Source organism: Variovorax sp. GW823-FHT02B07 (assembly GCF_058797695.1).
Window position 1 is genome coordinate 1,819,928 of the sequence record NZ_JBXAJX010000001.1, and the last position, 15,561, is coordinate 1,835,488.

At 69.5% G+C, this 15,561-nt stretch carries 15 protein-coding genes and 1 riboswitch; of the genes, 9 read left to right on the forward strand and 6 right to left on the reverse strand.

The window, feature by feature from the left end; translation table 11 throughout:
* The first annotated feature begins 110 nt into the window (after positions 1 to 110).
* The 5 genes from AC1RGU_RS08520 to AC1RGU_RS08540 all read left to right on the forward strand — a co-directional run bounded on the left by AC1RGU_RS08520 (position 111) and on the right by AC1RGU_RS08540 (position 5,720).
* Entirely contained in the window at positions 111 to 779 is a 669-nt protein-coding gene (locus tag AC1RGU_RS08520; RefSeq protein ID WP_062480546.1) for a GntR family transcriptional regulator, read from the forward strand.
* Between the two features lie 40 nt (positions 780 to 819).
* Positions 820 to 2,286, forward strand: a complete 1,467-nt coding sequence (locus tag AC1RGU_RS08525; protein ID WP_492695960.1) for a malonyl-CoA decarboxylase — start codon at positions 820 to 822, stop codon at positions 2,284 to 2,286.
* 93 nt (positions 2,287 to 2,379) lie between these two features.
* Entirely contained in the window at positions 2,380 to 3,369 is a 990-nt protein-coding gene (locus tag AC1RGU_RS08530; RefSeq protein ID WP_369632652.1) for a Bug family tripartite tricarboxylate transporter substrate binding protein, read from the forward strand.
* Positions 3,366 to 4,148, forward strand: coding sequence for an enoyl-CoA hydratase/isomerase family protein (locus tag AC1RGU_RS08535; RefSeq protein WP_492695963.1), 783 nt, complete (start codon positions 3,366 to 3,368; stop codon positions 4,146 to 4,148). The genes AC1RGU_RS08530 and AC1RGU_RS08535 overlap by 4 nt, the downstream gene beginning before the upstream one ends.
* Positions 4,149 to 4,175: 27 nt before the next feature.
* The gene (locus tag AC1RGU_RS08540) at positions 4,176 to 5,720 is read left to right on the forward strand and encodes a malonate--CoA ligase (protein ID WP_492695965.1); all 1,545 of its coding nucleotides are present in this window, start codon (positions 4,176 to 4,178) and stop codon (positions 5,718 to 5,720) included.
* A 21-nt stretch (positions 5,721 to 5,741) separates the two neighbouring features.
* On the opposite strand, the gene AC1RGU_RS08545 is transcribed toward AC1RGU_RS08540, so the two are convergent.
* Together AC1RGU_RS08545 and AC1RGU_RS08550 are read right to left on the reverse strand one after the other, a co-directional pair.
* Positions 5,742 to 6,806: a phenylacetaldoxime dehydratase family protein gene (locus tag AC1RGU_RS08545; RefSeq protein ID WP_492695966.1), complete on the reverse strand. Its 1,065-nt coding sequence runs from the start codon at positions 6,804 to 6,806 to the stop codon at positions 5,742 to 5,744.
* Between the two features lie 20 nt (positions 6,807 to 6,826).
* Positions 6,827 to 7,831 (reverse strand): carbon-nitrogen hydrolase family protein, encoded by a 1,005-nt coding sequence (locus tag AC1RGU_RS08550; RefSeq protein WP_492695968.1) that lies wholly within the window; start codon positions 7,829 to 7,831, stop codon positions 6,827 to 6,829.
* A 179-nt stretch (positions 7,832 to 8,010) separates the two neighbouring features.
* Here AC1RGU_RS08550 and AC1RGU_RS08555 point away from each other — a divergent pair, with 179 nt between their 5' ends.
* Positions 8,011 to 8,976 carry an AraC-like ligand-binding domain-containing protein gene (locus tag AC1RGU_RS08555; protein ID WP_095745101.1) on the forward strand — a complete coding sequence of 322 codons (966 nt, stop codon included), beginning with the start codon at positions 8,011 to 8,013 and terminating at the stop codon, positions 8,974 to 8,976.
* Between the two features lie 45 nt (positions 8,977 to 9,021).
* Here AC1RGU_RS08555 and AC1RGU_RS08560 read toward each other — a convergent pair whose 3' ends face one another.
* From AC1RGU_RS08560 to AC1RGU_RS08575, 4 genes are all read right to left on the reverse strand, one after another.
* On the reverse strand, positions 9,022 to 9,447 hold the full coding sequence (locus AC1RGU_RS08560) for a universal stress protein (protein ID WP_062480532.1): 426 nt from the start codon (positions 9,445 to 9,447) through the stop codon (positions 9,022 to 9,024).
* A gap of 73 nt (positions 9,448 to 9,520) precedes the next feature.
* Complete coding sequence (locus tag AC1RGU_RS08565; RefSeq protein WP_095745103.1) at positions 9,521 to 10,348, reverse strand: sulfite exporter TauE/SafE family protein; 828 nt, start codon at positions 10,346 to 10,348, stop codon at positions 9,521 to 9,523.
* Positions 10,349 to 10,640: 292 nt separating this feature from the next.
* The gene (locus AC1RGU_RS08570) at positions 10,641 to 10,991 is read right to left on the reverse strand and encodes a cell division protein ZapA (protein ID WP_447743771.1); all 351 of its coding nucleotides are present in this window, start codon (positions 10,989 to 10,991) and stop codon (positions 10,641 to 10,643) included.
* The gene (locus tag AC1RGU_RS08575) at positions 10,988 to 11,215 is read right to left on the reverse strand and encodes a hypothetical protein (RefSeq protein ID WP_056581479.1); all 228 of its coding nucleotides are present in this window, start codon (positions 11,213 to 11,215) and stop codon (positions 10,988 to 10,990) included. Before AC1RGU_RS08575 ends, AC1RGU_RS08570 begins: the two co-directional genes overlap by 4 nt.
* Positions 11,216 to 11,348: 133 nt before the next feature.
* Positions 11,349 to 11,588, forward strand: a riboswitch (cobalamin riboswitch).
* 72 nt (positions 11,589 to 11,660) lie between these two features.
* Between AC1RGU_RS08575 and AC1RGU_RS08580 the strand changes: the two genes are divergently transcribed.
* Genes AC1RGU_RS08580 through AC1RGU_RS08590 form a run of 3 tightly spaced genes read left to right on the forward strand, consistent with a single transcriptional unit; the run spans position 11,661 to position 15,557 of the window.
* Positions 11,661 to 13,607 carry a TonB-dependent receptor domain-containing protein gene (locus AC1RGU_RS08580; protein WP_492695971.1) on the forward strand — a complete coding sequence of 649 codons (1,947 nt, stop codon included), beginning with the start codon at positions 11,661 to 11,663 and terminating at the stop codon, positions 13,605 to 13,607.
* Positions 13,592 to 14,989 carry a cobyrinic acid a,c-diamide synthase CobB gene (locus tag AC1RGU_RS08585; protein WP_492695972.1) on the forward strand — a complete coding sequence of 466 codons (1,398 nt, stop codon included), beginning with the start codon at positions 13,592 to 13,594 and terminating at the stop codon, positions 14,987 to 14,989. Before AC1RGU_RS08580 ends, AC1RGU_RS08585 begins: the two co-directional genes overlap by 16 nt.
* Entirely contained in the window at positions 14,976 to 15,557 is a 582-nt protein-coding gene (locus AC1RGU_RS08590) for a bifunctional adenosylcobinamide kinase/adenosylcobinamide-phosphate guanylyltransferase (RefSeq protein WP_159271953.1), read from the forward strand. Before AC1RGU_RS08585 ends, AC1RGU_RS08590 begins: the two co-directional genes overlap by 14 nt.
* Positions 15,558 to 15,561 lie beyond the last annotated feature (4 nt).

Genomic DNA, 15,561 nt, shown 5'->3' on the forward strand with positions numbered 1-15,561 from the left:
GCCGCAAGGGCAGGGCGCGGCCCTTGCATTGCGTTAACCATGCACTCACAATTATACGTAATTACAGGAAATTACGCGAAACGCCCACCGACTTTCCGAGTCCTTCACGCATGCGCCTGGTCCCCAATTCCCTCCACGACGAAGTCGCCGCCACGCTGCGCGAGCAGATCTTCGACGGCACGCTGTCGCCCGGCAGCTTCGTGGACGAGGTGGCCCTGTGCGAGCGGCTGTCGATCTCGCGCACGCCGCTGCGCGAGGCACTGAAGGTGCTCACGGCCGAAGGCCTGCTGCGCCACGAGCCGCGCCGCGGCTGCTTCGTGAACGAGGTGACCGAGCGCGATCTCGACGAAATCTTTCCGGTCATCGCGTTGCTCGAAGGGCGCTGCGCCTACGAGGCCGCGCGCAACGCCAGCGACGCCGAGCTGAACGAACTCGACGCGCTGCACGAGCGCCTGGTGCGCCACGCCAAGGCGCGGCGCATCAACGACTACTACGCCACCAACCACATCATTCACGAGGCGATCATCAAGCTCGCCGACAACAAGTGGCTGGCGCAGGTGATCGGCGACCTGCGCAAGATCCTGAAGCTGGCGCGGCTGCAGCAGCTGCACGCGCCGGGGCGGCTCGACCAGAGCCTGTCGGAGCACCTGGCCGTGTTCGCCGCGCTCAAGGCGCGCGACAGCGAAGGCGCCGATGCCGCCATGCGCACCCACATGACGCGCCAGCGCGAAGCCTTGCGCGAAGTGATGCAACAGCAGAAATCCAGGGTGATGCCGTGACAGGCGCCACCCATCCAGCCAACGGCACAGGAGCAGATCGATGAGTGCGACCGAGTGGTTCCAGGCGCGCCTGCGCATGGGCGAATCGTCCAAGGTTCCCGTGGCGAGCAACGGCGCCGCGAAAGGCCCGGCCCGTCACACGCCCAAGCCCAGCGCCCGCACCACCGCCGAGCGGCTGCAGGCCACGCTGCGCAAGGCCGACGAGGCGCTGTCGCCGCGCACGCTGCGCCGCGTGCTGGCCGAGCTGCAGGCCGTGATCGATCCGCGCGTGAGCGAGGTCGAGGGCGGCCGCCGCGCCCATGCCATCGCGCAGGCCTACGCCGGCGCTTCGCCCGAAGAGCGCCGCGACTACTGGGCGCTCATGAGCGAGCATTTCGCCGCCGACGCGGGCAAGCTCAAGAGCGCGCGCGACCAGCACCAGAGCGCCGTCGGCACGCCGGACGAAGGGCAGGCCGAGCTGCGCCTGCGCCGCGCGCTGGTGTCGCCGCGCATGCGGCTGCTGCAGCGCTTCGCGGTCGAGCCCGGCGGCATGCGCTTTCTGGTCGACCTGCGCGCCGACCTGCTGCCGTGCCTGAAGTCCGACAAGCGCCTGCTCGCGCTCGAGGCCGAGTTGGAGCACCTGTTTTCCACCTGGTTCGACGTGGCCTTTCTCGAACTGCGCCGCATCGACTGGAACTCGCCGGCCTCGCTGATCGAGAAGCTCATCCGCTACGAGGCGGTGCACGACATCAAGAGCTGGTCCGACGTGAAGAACCGCCTGGACGACAGCGACCGCCGCTGCTACGGCTTCTTCCATCCGCGCCTGCCGAACGAGCCGCTCATCTTCGTCGAGGTGGCGCTGGTCGACCGCATCAGCGAAGGCATCATGCCGCTGCTCGACGAGGCCGCCGTGCCGGTGCAGCCAGCCAAGGCGACCACCGCGATCTTCTATTCGATCAGCAACACGCAAACCGGCCTGCGCGGCGTGAGCTTCGGTGACTCGCTCATCAAGCGCGTGGTCGAGACCCTGCAGGACGAGCTGCCGCGCCTGAAGACCTTCGCCACGCTGTCGCCCATTCCGGGCCTGCGCGCGTGGCTCGCCAAGAACGCCGGCGAACTGCTGCCGCGCCTGGACGAGAAGCGCGAAGCCGAACTCGGCCGCCTCGTCGGCTCGGTGCCGCCCACGGCCGAGCGCCTGCTGGCAGCGGTTGATGCAGCAACAGAACTCGACGCGAAATCGCCGCTGCGCCAATGGCTGCTGCAGGTCACGGCCGAGTACCTGGGCCGCACGCTGGTCGACGGCACGCCGGCCGACCCGGTGGCGCGCTTCCACCTGGGCAACGGCGCGCGCGTCGAGCGGCTCAACTGGGCGGGCGACCCGTCGGCCAAGGGGCTCAAGCAGTCGTACGGCCTCATGGTCAACTACCTGTACGACCTCAAGCGCCTGGACCGGCATCGCACCTGGCTGGCCGACGGCAAGATCGCGGTTTCGGGAGACATCGAAGGCCTGTTCCTCAAAAAAGGCTGAGTCCGTTCGCTTCGCCGCGGCAGCGCTGCGGCCCGCACCTTGACCGCCGGAGGGCGGCAACATCCACAACGACGACGACAGGAGACGAGACAGATGACGCAACAGAATTTTCAACGACGCGATGTGCTGCGCGTCGCCGCCGCTGCCGGGGCCGTGGCCCTGTGCGGCGGTGCGCGCGCCCAGGGCTGGCCGACCAAGCCCGTGACCATGGTGGTGCCGTTCCCGGCCGGCGGAGGCACCGACGCCTTCGCGCGTCCGCTGTCGGCCCAGTTCTCCCGCGCGGCGGGCCAGACGCTGGTCATCGACAACCGCGGCGGCGCGGGCGGCACCGTGGGCGCGAGCATCGCGGCCAAGCTGCCGGCCGACGGCTACTCGCTCTTCATGGGCGCGGTGCACCACGCGATCGCACCGTCGATCTACCCCAAGCTCGACTACGACCTCGAGAAAGACTTCGTGCCCCTGATGCTGCTGGCCAACGTGCCGCAGGTGGTGGTGGTCAACCCGAAGCGGGTGCAGGCCGCGACCATCCAGGAGCTGATTGCCACCGCCAAGCGCAACCCCGGCAAGCTCAACTACGGTTCGGCCGGCTCGGGCACCTCGCACCACCTGGCGGGCGAACTGTTCAAGCTGCAGACCGGCACCTTCATCACCCACATCCCGTACCGCGGCGCGGGCCCGGCGCTGTCCGACCTGATCGCGGGCAACGTCGACCTGATGTTCGACGGCCTGGGTTCTTCGGCGCAGCACATCAAGGGCGGCCGCATCAAGGCGCTCATGGTGGCCGGCGCCAAGCGCAACCCGGCGTTCCCCGACGTGCCCTGCGCCGCCGAGGTCGGGCTGCCCGACTACACCGTCACCACCTGGTACGGCCTGTGGGCGCCCAAGGGCACGCCGGCCGAAGCGCAGACGCAGATCATCGACACGATGAAGAAGGCGCTGGGCACCGACGAGCTGAAGGCCATCTGGGCCCAGAACGGCTCCGAGATCCCGAACGTCACGAACGCCGCCTACGGCCGCTTCGTCAACGCCGAGATCAAGCGATGGGCGACCGTCGTGAAGGCCTCGGGCGCCAAGCTCGAATGACCGAGCGGCAGGTCTCGCTGCGCCGCGAAGGCGCCGTGGCGCTCGTCACGCTGTCGAACCCGGGGCGCCTCAATGCGATGACGCGCGCCATGTGGCGCGCGTTGCGCGCGGTGTTCGACGACCTGCACGGCGACACCGCGCTGCGCTGCGTCGTCGTGCGCGGGGAGGGCGGCGCCTTCTGCGCGGGCGGCGACATCTCCGAGTACCCCTCGTTCCGCTTCGAGGAAGCGAGCCTGCGCGAATTCCACGAGAACGAAGTCTGGGCCGCGCTGCAGGCGATGCTCGACTGCCCGCTGCCGCTGGTGGCCCAGATCGAAGGCGCCTGCATGGGCGCCGGCGTCGAGATCGCCAGCTGCTGCGACATCCGCCTGGCCGGTGCGTCGGCGAAGTTCGGCGCGCCCATCGCGAAGCTGGGCTTCCCGATGGCGCCGCGCGAAGCCGCGCTGGTGCATGGTGCCATCGGCGACGTGCTGGCGCGCGACATGCTGCTGGCCGCCGGCGTGCATGGCGCGCAGCGGCTGTACGACGCGGGCTTTCTGCTGCATGTGCTGCCCGACGCCGAGGTGCCGGCCGCCGCGCAGGCGCATGCGGCGCGCATTGCCGCGCTGTCGCCGCAAGCCGCGCGCCTGCACAAGGCCACCTTCACCGCATTGAAGCGCGGCGGTGCGGCGACGCAGCAGCTGCTGGCCACCGCGTACGACTATGCCGACAGCGCCGAGCACCGCGAAGGCATCGATGCCTTCCTGGGCAAGCGCCCTCCGAATTTCCGACCTTCCTGAGCCTGCCGTTTGATGATGACGAAGATGATGAAGACGAAGTCCTCCCCCAACGCCAACCTGTTCGCCGCCTTGCGCGCCGCCTTTCCCGCCGACCTCGACGCCATCGCGGTCGAGACCGAGAACGGCCTGCATTACTCGTGGCGCGACCTCGACCGCGCCAGCGCGATGATCGCCAACCTGCTCGACGGCCTGAAGCTCGAGAAGGGCGCGCGCGTCGCCGTGCAGGTCGAGAAATCGGTCGAAGCCATGCTGCTGTACCTCGCGACCCTGCGCGCGGGCTACGTGTTCTTGCCGCTTAACACGGCCTACCAGAGCGCCGAGATCGAGTACTTCATCGGCAACGCCGAGCCCGCCGTGGTCGTGTGCACCGGCCGCAACGCGGCCTGGGTGCGCCCCATCGCCGAGGCGGCCGGCACGCGCCATGTGTTCACGCTGGACGACGACCGCACCGGCACGCTGCTCGACGCGGCGGCGCGCTGCAGCGACCGCCACACCGTGGCCATCAAGAAGCCCGACGACCTCGCCGCCATCCTGTACACCAGCGGCACCACCGGCCGCAGCAAGGGCGCGATGCTCACGCACCGCAACCTGCTGTCGAACGCCGAAGTGCTCAAGGACTACTGGGGCTGGACGAAGGGCGACGTGCTGATCCACGCGCTGCCGATCTTCCACGTGCACGGCCTGTTCGTGGCGCTGCACGGTGCGCTGCTCAACGGCAGCAAGATCATCTGGTTCTCGAAGTTCGACCCCAAGCGCATCGTCGCCAAGCTGCCCGAGGCCACCGTGTTCATGGGCGTGCCCACGCTCTACGTGCGCCTGCTGGCCGAGCCGGGCCTCACGCGCGAGGCGGTGCGCACCATGCGCCTGTTCGTCGCGGGCTCGGCGCCGCTGCTCATCGAAACGTTTGATGAATGGCGCGAGCGCACCGGCCACACCATCCTGGAACGCTACGGCATGAGCGAGACCGCCATGCTCACGTCCAACCCGTATGACGCCAAGAAGGGCGAGCGCCGTGGCGGCACCGTGGGCTTCGCATTGCCCGGCGTGCAGCTGCGCGTGCGCGACGACGAGGGCAAGGACCTGCCGGTCGACGAGATCGGCGGCATCCAGGTGAAGGGCCCCAACGTGTTCACCGGCTACTGGCGCATGCCCGAGAAGACGAAGGAAGAGTTCACCGCCGACGGCTTCTTCAAGACCGGTGACGTGGGCAAGATCGATGCGCGCGGCTACATCACCATCGTCGGGCGCAGCAAAGATTTGATCATCAGCGGCGGCTACAACGTCTACCCGGCCGAGATCGAGGGCTACATCAACGAGATGGCCGGCGTGGCCGAAAGCGCCGTCATCGGCGTGCCGCACCCCGACTTCGGCGAGGTGGGCGTGGCCATCGTGATCCCCAAGACGGGCGCAACGATCGACGCCGACGCCATCGTGGCCGAGCTCAAGGCCAAGCTCGCGAACTTCAAGATTCCGAAGCGCTGCTTCGTCGTGCCGGAGCTGCCGCGCAACACGATGGGCAAGGTGCAGAAGGCGCTGCTGCGCGCGGAGCACAAGGGGCTGTTCGCCGCCTGAGCCCCGTCGCGCGCCCGGGCTTCAGGCGGCGGGTGCGAGCCCGTTCATCAGCCCGCTGCGCGCGTGGCAGTTGATGTACTCGTAGCTTTGCTCGTCGGCCTTCAGCACCGACACCTCGTGGTACAGGCGCAGGCGCAGCTCGAAGTTCAGCGCCTGCACGTAGCGCATGAAGCTGCCGAAGATCGCGACGTGCGTCGGGTGCGACTCGGCCCAGCGCTCCATGTCGGCCAGCGAGCGCCAGCAGCTCAGGCCGAAGGACTTCTGCAGCGGCGCGCCGTGCGCGTCGAGGTGGTGCATGAAGCGGTTGCTGTAGCAACCGATGGGCAGGCCCTGGTCGCGCAGGAAGTCCATGCCTTCGCGCAGCACCGGGGCCATGTCTTCCAGGTAGCGCTGGCGTTCCTGGCCGGTGGTCTCGGTCCATTCCTGGCCCGAACGGATCATCGCGAGGTGCGTGTGGCCCGCGATGCGCACGCGCTGGCCCGGTGCCGGCGTGCCGGCGATCACCGCGCGCGTGCCCGAAGGCGCGAGCGCGTCTGCCTGCGCGAGCGGGAGTCGATCGCGCATCGACCCCCAGTAGCCGTGCTCCTGCAGTTCGCCGCTCACACCGCCCATCACCACGCCGATGCCCTCGAGGCGGTCGGGCGTGCTGAACAGGGTCTCGAAGTGCGCAGCACGCGGGGATGCGATTTCGCGGAAGTAGCCGAGGCCTTCATGCAAGCGCTCGTCGGCGTTCCACCAGGCCTCGATGGCGGGCGTGGCACACCAGCGCGCGAACGCCGCCACATCGTGCCAGTAGGCGATGGCGATCATGTTGTCGTACCCGTCGGCGTCGACGCAGTGGGCCAGGTCGTGGTGGCCGGGGCCGTCGGGCAGGGCGAAGTCGCGGGTGATTTTCAGGAGCGCGGCGCAGGCCCGGCCCTGCATCGCCGGGCCGCGCGATTGCACGCCGAAGTAGCCCATCACGACCTGGGTCGTCGTCACGGGCGCGCGCGCCGACCAGCCGGGGTAGGGTGGCGTGTGATCGTCTGCCACGCGGCGCTCGCGGGTGCGCGGGCAGCGCAGGTGCTCGGGGATGGCCGATTCCATGGTGCGGCTCCGTGGTTGGCTCAGGCCACGACCGGCTCGGGCACGCTGCCCTCGGGCTCCGGCGTGAGCTGCACCACCACGGGCGTGCGCCGCGTCTTGTTCAGCAGCAGCTGTGTGACGTCGGGCCGTGAATAGTGACCGCTCGGATCGGCCGCCGCCTTGGCGAGCGCGATCATGCCGAGGTCGATGTCGGCGATCACCAGGCCTTCGGCGTCTTCGGCCAGCGGCGTGCCCAGTGGCGAACCGTCCGGGCCGTAGATGCGCGCATGCCCGCCGCCGACGCCCAGCATCTGCCGCTTGCCGTCGTCGGTGCACATCAGCTCGCTCATCGCCTTCGACACCGTGGCGCAGGGCGCGATGACGAAGCAGCCGCCCTCGACTGCATACACCTGGCTCGCGGCGTTGTTGACCTCATGGCCCAGCGCGTAGGCCGCGCCGCGGTAGAGCGAAAAGCTCGGCCATGCACCGCAGTGGATCTGCTCGTTCTGCGCATACATCGCGTACTTGCTCAGCGGCTGCAGGTGCTCCCAGCAGCACAGCGAGCCGATGTTGCCCAGCGGCGTCTGGACCACGTGCAGGTCGGCGCCGTCGCCTTCGCCGAACACGGTGCGTTCCACGTGCGTGGGCTTGAGCTTGCGACGCGTCTGCACGGTGCGGCCCTGGTCGTCGATCAGCGCCTGCGCGATGTACAGGCTGCCCGCCGCTTTCTCGCTGTAGCCGAGCGAGAGCCAGATCTTGTGCTGGCGCGCCGCCGCCTGCAGGCGTTCGAACTCGGGCGAGCCGATGACCAGCGAGTTGTCGTGGTAGCGCTGCACGAACTGCATGCCCCAGGCCGGCGAATCGAGCCAGACCCACCACGGGTAGCCCGGCACCCAGGTCTCGGGAAAGGCGATGAGCTGCACGCCCTGTTTCGCGGCCTGCGCCATGAGGTCGATGGTCTTGTCGATGGTGGCGTCGAGGTCGAGGAAAACAGGCGCGGCCTGCACGGCGGCGACGCGGAGCTTGGGGTGGACGGTGGTCGGCATGGGGTGTTCTCCAGGGGACGATGAACGTAACGAAATCCCCACTGTGCGCACCGGGTTTGCGCGGTGGCATGCGGGTTGCATGAAGCGTAAATTCGCGCCGCCGGAACGCCTTGACCCGGATTGGCGGCGTTCTTGTTCCAGCGTTGCATGTGCCTTGCGAAGGCCTTCCGAGGACCCCGATGACCCCCTTGCTCAGCACCGATGCCGTCCCGCGCGACCAGCGGCTCGCGTACTGGACCGACATGATCTGCAACGTCTACGTGCAGCTCGAATGCGACGCGGTGCGCACCGGCGACGGCGGCGACTTCGAGGGCAGCATCCGCCAGCACGCGCTGCCCGGCCTCGGCATGTCGGTCGTGACCTCGCGGGCGCAGAAGGTGATGCGCACGCCGGGCCACATCGCGGCGTCGAGCGACGACTGTTTTCTCGTGAGCATCCAGGCGCGCGGGCAGGGCGTGGTGCGCCAGGACGGGCGCGACGCCGTGCTCGGCGCCGGCGACTTCGCGCTGTACGACAGCACGCGGCCTTACCAGCTGCTGTTCGACCAGCCCTTCGAACAGATCGTGCTCAAGCTGCCCGGCGAGCGGCTGCGCAGCGAGCTGCGCGACACCGAGGCGCTCACGGCCACCACCGTGTCAGGGCGCGAGGGCGCGGGGCACCTGCTGTTGGGCATGATCCGCACGCTGCGCGAGGACTTCGACGCGCTGCAGCCGGCCTCGGCGCTGGCGGTGGCCCATGGCGTGCAGAACATCCTCGTGGCCGGCCTGCAGACGCTGCCTGCGGCGCACGCACCGGCGCTCAGCAAGCTCACGGCGTACCACCTCGCGCGCGTGAAGCAGCGCATCGACGAGCAGCTGGCCGATCCGACGCTGTCGGTGGGCACGCTGGCGGCGCAGCTGGGCATGTCGGTGAGCCACATCCACCGCGTGTTCAAGAGCGAGCCGCTGACGCCCTCGCAGTACATCTGGGAGCGCCGGCTCGACGCATGCAGCCGCGACCTGCTGGAGCCGCGCTTGGCAGGGCGGCCCGTGGGAGAGATCGCGTACGGGAGGGGGTTCAACGACGCGGCGCATTTCAGCCGCGCGTTTCGCGAGCGCTTCGGGTGTTCGCCGCGCGAATGGCGGCAGCAGCGCTCGCCGCAATGACCGCGGCCACGGCGCATCGGCCGTCGCCGGGGTGACTGGGGCTGCTTACTGGACCAGCAGCACCGAGATGTCGGTCTCGGCCACGACCTTGGTCGCGACCGAGCCCATCAGCGCGCGGCCCAGGATGCCGTGGCCGTGCGTGCCGAGCACGATCAGCTCGGCCTTCGATTCGGTGGCCGACTTGAGGATTTCCTCGGCCGCGTGGCCGTGGCGCGCGTCGGCGGTGAAGTTGGCCACGCCTTTCTCGGCGAACCAGGCCTTCACCGGGTCGAGCACCTTGGCGTTTTCCTCGGCGTAGTACTCGGTGACGATTTCCTTGCTCAGGTGGCGCGCCACGTGGCCGGAGATGCCGGTGCAGACATTGACCACCACCAGTTCATGGCCGTCCACGAACATGGCGCGGTTGGCCAGCAGGTAATTGAGGGCCTTTTGCGTGTAGGCGCTGCCGTCGACTGCAATGAGGATTTTCATGGCTTTCCTTCTACGACTGTGAACAAGTGCCGCATAGGATGGCACAGGAAAGCCACGGGGTGTTTGATATGCATCAGCCCCGCAGGCCCTTCCAGAGCATGTAGGCGGCCAGCAGGTACAGGATGCTCGCGAACACGCGCTTGAGTTTTTTCACCGGCAGGCTGTGCGCGGCCCTGGCGCCCAGCGGGGCGGTGAACACGCTGCAGGCCGCGATCACCACGAGCGCGGGCAGCCAGATGTAGCCGAAGGCGCCGGCCGGCAGGCCCTGCACCGACTGGCCGCTGAGCACGTAGCCCAGCACGTTGGCCACCGCGATCGGAAAGCCCAGCGCCGCGCTGGTTGCCACCGCGTTGTGGATGGCCACGTTGCACCAGGTCATGAACGGCACGCTGATGAAGCCGCCGCCCGCGCCCACCAGGCCCGAGATGAAGCCGATGATGCCGCCCGCCGCGAGCTGGCCGCCGGTGCCCGGCATCTGCCGCGTGGGCTTGGGTTTCTTGTCGAGGAACATCTGCGTGGCCGAGAAGCCCACGAACAGCGCGAAGAAGATGGCCAGCGCCGTGCCCTTGAGCAGCGCGAACACGCCCAGGCTGCCCGCGAGGCTGCCGATGACGATGCCGGGGGCCAGGCGCTGCACGATGTCCCAGCGGACCGCGCCGCGCTTGTGGTGCGCGCGCACGCTGGACACCGACGTGAAGATGATCGTCGCCATCGAGGTCGCGATGGCCATCTTCACCGCCAGGTCGGCCGGCACGCCGCGCTGGCCCATGATGATCGTGATGAACGGCACCATCAGCATGCCGCCGCCGATGCCCAGCAGGCCGGCGAGGAAACCGGTGCCCAGGCCGAGCGCGGCGAGTTCGGCGATCAGGAGCGGGTCGAGCAGGGCAGCGAGGTTCACGGGAGGATGGGGAAAGAACGAGCGGCTGAAAAAGCAACGGCCCCGTGCGGTGAAGCAGGGGGCCGTGGCGGGAAAAGGTGTCTGCAGATGGTGTGCCGGACCCGCATCCTGAACCAGGGTTCAGGTGGGCGAGGGCAGCAGGACTTCGGGTTCATCTGACGCGAGATGATCACGCCCGTCAAGCGATGTACCAAGCCCGGCTCCGGAGAGCATTGGAACAAGGAAATATTAAGCCCGACACGTCTGCAGACAAAACGGATTTTACGCCCCGGATGTGCCGGGCCGCGTGCCCTCAGAGCAAATGTCCATCGCCCGCCAGGGCCTGATCGAGTCTCTGAATGAGCTGGGCGGCCTGCGGGTCGGTGTCACCGGAGGTTTCGTCGGTGCTCGTTGCAGGTGCAGCAGCAGGGGCCGGTGCGGCGGCAGCAGCGGCAGAACTGGCCTGCTGGGCCGCGAGATCGAAAGCCAGGTTCAGCGAGGCGAGCACGGCGATGCGATCGCGTGCCTTCACCTTGCCCGCGTCGCGGATCTTGCACATGGCCGCGTCCACGCGGTCGACGGCCTCGCGCAGTTGCGCCTCGCCGCCGTCGGGACAGCCAAGCAAGTAGCTCTGGCCCATGATCTGTACTTCAATCTGCTTCATGCGTGATGGGAATCTTCGGAAGGGGGTTCGGCCGGCAGCCGTTCGAGCAGGGCATCGAGGCGGGTGCGGGCCGCGGCGAGCCGCGACTTCAGGCCGTCGCGTTCACGCGTGAGCGCATCGACCTGTTCCTGCAGCAGCGCGTTGGTGCGCTGCACCTCTTCGTGACGCACGAGCAGGCGTTCCACACGCTCGGCGATCTGGTCGATGGGGCTGGAGGCGGGCATGGTTGGCGATTGTAGTTTCCCGGGAATTCGGAACATCCGGCGCACCGCGCGGGGCGCGCACCGGACGTGGCCGAGATTCTGGGGCCTGCGCCGCTCGTGATCAAACCCGGTGTGGCGTGTGCGCCCCGTGGGCCTAAAATCTCGCCCGTTGGTGCTCGCGGCGTGGTTCGCACGGCGCAGTTCAACGGGAAGCAGGAGTGGACGTCCCCCGGGGCCGAAGCCGCCTGCGCTGCCCCCGCAACGGTCAAGCAGACGACGCCGCAACGCGTCACCCCTTTCCATCCAGCCACTGGGCGCCCTGAAACAGGTGCCTGGGAAGGCGGCAAAGGGTCGATCTGCCAGCCCGGATACCGGCCAACAAGGCGGCTGCCGCATCGGCAGCCATGACGCCCATGGCGCCGGCGGGGAAGCCGGCCAGGGCATAGAAGTTCGTTCGGTTCACCCCATGATTTCCTGTGTTTCCCTCTCCAGCGGCCGCGCCAGCGTGCGCCGCCACCGTCCCGCGTGCCTGCCGCTGACGCTCGCCCTGGCCTCGGCCTTCGGCGGCCTGGCCCTGGTGCCACTGGCCGCGCAGGCGCAAGCTGCTGCATCTGCCACGCTCGACGAGACCGTCGTCACCGCCAACCGCACGCCACAGGCGCTGTCGGACCTGGTGGGCGATGTCTCCGTCATCGACCGCAAGACCATCGAGCGCAGCGGTGCGACCGGCGTGGCCGACGTGCTGGCGCGCCTGCCTGGCATGGAGATCTCGCGCAGCGGCGGCGTGGGCAACGCCACCAGCGTGTTCATCCGCGGCGCCGAATCGCGCTTCACCGCGGTCTACCTCGATGGTGTGCGCATCGATTCGCAATCGACCGGCGGCGCCGGCTGGGAAGGCATTCCGCTCGCGCAGATCGACCGCATCGAAGTGCTGCGCGGCCCGGCCGCCGCGGTGTACGGCTCGGACGCCGTGGGCGGCGTGATCCAGCTCTTCACCAAGCGCGGCGAGGAGGGCGTGTCGCCCTACGCCGGCATCGGCTTCGGCAGCCACGGCCTGCGCCGGATCGAAGGCGGCGTGAGCGGCAAGTCGGGGCTGCTCGACTACTCGTTCGGCGTGGCGCATGAGGAAAGCAAGGGCTTCAACATCCAGCCGATCGCCAAGCGCACGCCTTCGAAGGACGGCTTCACCAACCCCGACCGCGACGGCTACCGCAGCACCTCGGGCAACCTGAAGCTGGGCTTCCAGATCACGCCCGACCAGCGCATCGACGCCACCTTGCTCACCAGCAACACCGAGGCGGCCTACGACCCGTCGGTGAGCTTTCGCACCAAGCCGCCGATCACCTTCCGCGACGACGTGTCGACCAACGAACTGCGCACCGCCGGGCTGACCTGGTCGGCGAAGTGGAACGACATCTACAGCACCCGCCTGCAGGTGACCGATTCGCAGACCGTCTACAAGACCCAGCCCTCGTTCTATCGCACCGAAACCCGTCTGCGCGGCTACCTGTTCCAGAACGAGTTCCGTTTCGGCGCGCACCTGGTGACCGCCACGCTCGAGCGCCGCGAAGACGCGCTCGAGAACGCGCCGACCACCTCGGCCAAGCTGTTCTCGCGCGACCGCTCGCAGAACGCCGCCGCACTGGGTTACGGCTACGTGAAGGGCCCGCATTCGCTGCAGCTGCATGTGCGCCATGACGACGACAGCGAGTTCGGCGGCAAGACCACCGGCAGCGCCGCCTACGGCTACGCGATCACGCCGAGCCTGCGCGCCACCGTGTCGGCCGGCACCGCGTTCCGCGCGCCCACGCTGTACCAGCGCTTCAGCGAGTACGGCCTGGCGAGCCTGCAACCCGAATCGAGCCGCAACGTCGAGCTGGGCCTGCAGTACACGGCCGGCGCCACGCAGGCCGGCATCGTGCTGTACCGCAACCGCGTGCAGAACCTGATCGTGTTCGACGGCAGCGCCAAGGGCTGCCAGTCGTCGTTCGGCTGCTACGCCAGCACGGCGCGTGCGCGCTACCAGGGCGTGACCCTTACGGGCGGCCACCGCATCGGCGACGTCACGCTGCGCGCCTCGCTCGACTACCAGGACCCGCGCGACCTCGCCACCGATCACCTGCTGGCACGCCGTGCCCGGGCCCACGGCACGCTGGGCGCCGACTGGCGCATTGCCGGCTGGACGCTGGGCGCCGAGGTCCAGAGCTCTGGCAAGCGCTACGACGACGCGGCCAACACCGTCAAGCTCGGCGGCTACACGCTGCTGAACCTGTCGGCCAGCAAGCAGATCATGCGCGACCTGAACCTGGTGGCGCGCGTGGACAATGTGGGCGACAAGGACTACCAGTTCGCACGGCTCTACGCCACCGGGGGCCGCACCGCGTACGTCGGACTCAAGTGGACTCCGCAGTAAACACCCGCCGCTCTTCGCTCGGCGCAGCCGTCACCTGCGCCGCGGTGCTCGTGGCCGCGCCGGCCTCGGGGCAGGGCAAGACCACGGTCGCGGCCGCGCTCGCGCGGCTGCACGTGCGCCAGGGCCGCCGCGTGCGGGCCTTCAAGTGCGGTCCCGACTTCCTCGATCCGCACTGGCTCGCGCTGGCCACCGGCGCGCCGGTGCATTCGCTCGACCTGTGGATGACCGGCGAGGCCGACTGCCGCGCGCGCCTGCATGCCGCCGCGAGCGAGGCCGACCTGGTCATCGTCGAAGGCGTGATGGGCCTGTTCGACGGCACGCCCAGCGCGGCCGAGCTGGCCGAGCGCCTGGGCCTGCCCGTGCTGGCCGTGATCGACGCCCAGGCCATGACCGGCACCTTCGGCGCGCTGGCCTACGGCCTGCAGAACTTCCGCCCGGGCCTGCCCTGGGCCGGCGTGCTGGCCAACCGCGTGGCCGGCGAGCGCCATGCCGACATGCTGAAGGACGCATTGCGCGAACCCGGCGACTGGCTCGGCGCCTTGCCGCGCAGCGCCGATTTCGCGCTGCCCGAACGCCACCTGGGGCTGGTCGGTGCCGCCGAACTCGGCGATGCGATGGTGCGGCTCGACGCTGCGGCCGACGTGCTCGCCGCCACGCCGCTGGGTCAGCGCACGCCCGGGCAGCTGCCGCAGGTGCGCTTCGAGCCCGCGCCGACGGCGCCCGTCGCGCCGCTGCTGGCCGGACGCACCATCGCCATCGCGCGCGACACGGCGTTCTCGTTCATCTACCCGGCCAACCTCGAGGTGCTCGAAGCCCTCGGCGCGCGGCTCGCGTTCTTCTCGCCGCTGGCCGACGAACCGCTGCCGCCTTGCGATGCCGCCTGGCTGCCCGGCGGCTACCCCGAGCTGCATGCGGCCGTGCTGTCGGCCAGCGACCGGCTGCGGCTCTCGCTCGCCAACCACGTCACGGCCGGCAAGCCGATCTGGGCCGAGTGCGGCGGCATGATGGCGCTGTTCGACGAACTCGCCACGCGCGACGACGCCGAGCCGACCGACGTGCACCGCCTCTGGGGCGTGCTGCCGGGGCGGGCGGTCATGCAGAAGCGGCTGGCCGGCCTCGGCCCGCAGCAGCTCGACCTGGGCGCGCATGCCCTGCGCGGCCACACCTTCCACTACTCGCGCTGCGAGACGCCGCTCGCGCCCGCCGCGCGCACCGTCGGCACGCGCGGCGGCGAGGCGCTGTACGTGCACGGCCCCGTGCGCGCGAGCTACTTCCATGCGTGGTTCGCGTCCAGCCCGGAAGCGACCGCGCGGCTCTTCAGCGCCATGCCCCTCGAACTCGACAGCCACGCCGCACAGGCGCCCCCCGATGCCCCTCACTGAGCACGAATTCATCCTCGGCGGCCAGAAAAGCGGCAAGTCGCGCCGCGCCGAACAGCGCGCGGCCGACTGGCTGGCTTCCGGGCCCGCATCGCGCCGCGCGGTGCTGATCGCCACCGCACAGGCCCACGACGACGAGATGCGCGAGCGCATCGCGCGCCACCAGGCCGACCGCGCCGAGCGCGTGCCCGGTCTGCAGACCCTCGAAGAGCCCATCGAGCTGGGGCGCGCCATCGTCACGCAGAGCGCGCCCGACACGCTCGTGGTGGTCGACTGCCTCACGCTGTGGCTCACCAACCTGCTGATGCCGCTGCGCACCGAAGGCGCCGCCGTGGTCACGCGCACGCCCTCGGCGCACGCCACGCTGCTGCTCATCGCGCTGCGCGAGGCGCGCGGGCCGGTGGTGCTGGTCGGCAACGAGATCGGGCTGGGCGTGATCCCGCTGGGCCGCGAGACCCGTGCCTTTGTCGACGTGCTCGGCCGGCTGAACCAGGACGTGGCGGCCGCCTGCCATCGCGCGACGCTGATGGTCGCCGGCCTGCCGCTGACGTTGAAGGCGCCCGGCGCATGAGCTT

Coding starts and splice junctions, on each gene's coding strand:
- AC1RGU_RS08560 (WP_062480532.1), bottom strand. CDS start 9,447: ATGAAAATCCTCATTGCAGTCGACGGCAGCGCCTACACGCAAAAGGCC.
- AC1RGU_RS08575 (WP_056581479.1), bottom strand. CDS start 11,215: ATGCCCGCCTCCAGCCCCATCGACCAGATCGCCGAGCGTGTGGAACGC.
- AC1RGU_RS08540 (WP_492695965.1), top strand. CDS start 4,176: ATGAAGACGAAGTCCTCCCCCAACGCCAACCTGTTCGCCGCCTTGCGC.
- AC1RGU_RS08535 (WP_492695963.1), top strand. CDS start 3,366: ATGACCGAGCGGCAGGTCTCGCTGCGCCGCGAAGGCGCCGTGGCGCTC.
- AC1RGU_RS08525 (WP_492695960.1), top strand. CDS start 820: ATGAGTGCGACCGAGTGGTTCCAGGCGCGCCTGCGCATGGGCGAATCG.
- AC1RGU_RS08530 (WP_369632652.1), top strand. CDS start 2,380: ATGACGCAACAGAATTTTCAACGACGCGATGTGCTGCGCGTCGCCGCC.
- AC1RGU_RS08570 (WP_447743771.1), bottom strand. CDS start 10,991: ATGAAGCAGATTGAAGTACAGATCATGGGCCAGAGCTACTTGCTTGGC.
- AC1RGU_RS08520 (WP_062480546.1), top strand. CDS start 111: ATGCGCCTGGTCCCCAATTCCCTCCACGACGAAGTCGCCGCCACGCTG.
- AC1RGU_RS08580 (WP_492695971.1), top strand. CDS start 11,661: ATGATTTCCTGTGTTTCCCTCTCCAGCGGCCGCGCCAGCGTGCGCCGC.
- AC1RGU_RS08555 (WP_095745101.1), top strand. CDS start 8,011: ATGACCCCCTTGCTCAGCACCGATGCCGTCCCGCGCGACCAGCGGCTC.
- AC1RGU_RS08545 (WP_492695966.1), bottom strand. CDS start 6,806: ATGGAATCGGCCATCCCCGAGCACCTGCGCTGCCCGCGCACCCGCGAG.
- AC1RGU_RS08590 (WP_159271953.1), top strand. CDS start 14,976: ATGCCCCTCACTGAGCACGAATTCATCCTCGGCGGCCAGAAAAGCGGC.
- AC1RGU_RS08550 (WP_492695968.1), bottom strand. CDS start 7,831: ATGCCGACCACCGTCCACCCCAAGCTCCGCGTCGCCGCCGTGCAGGCC.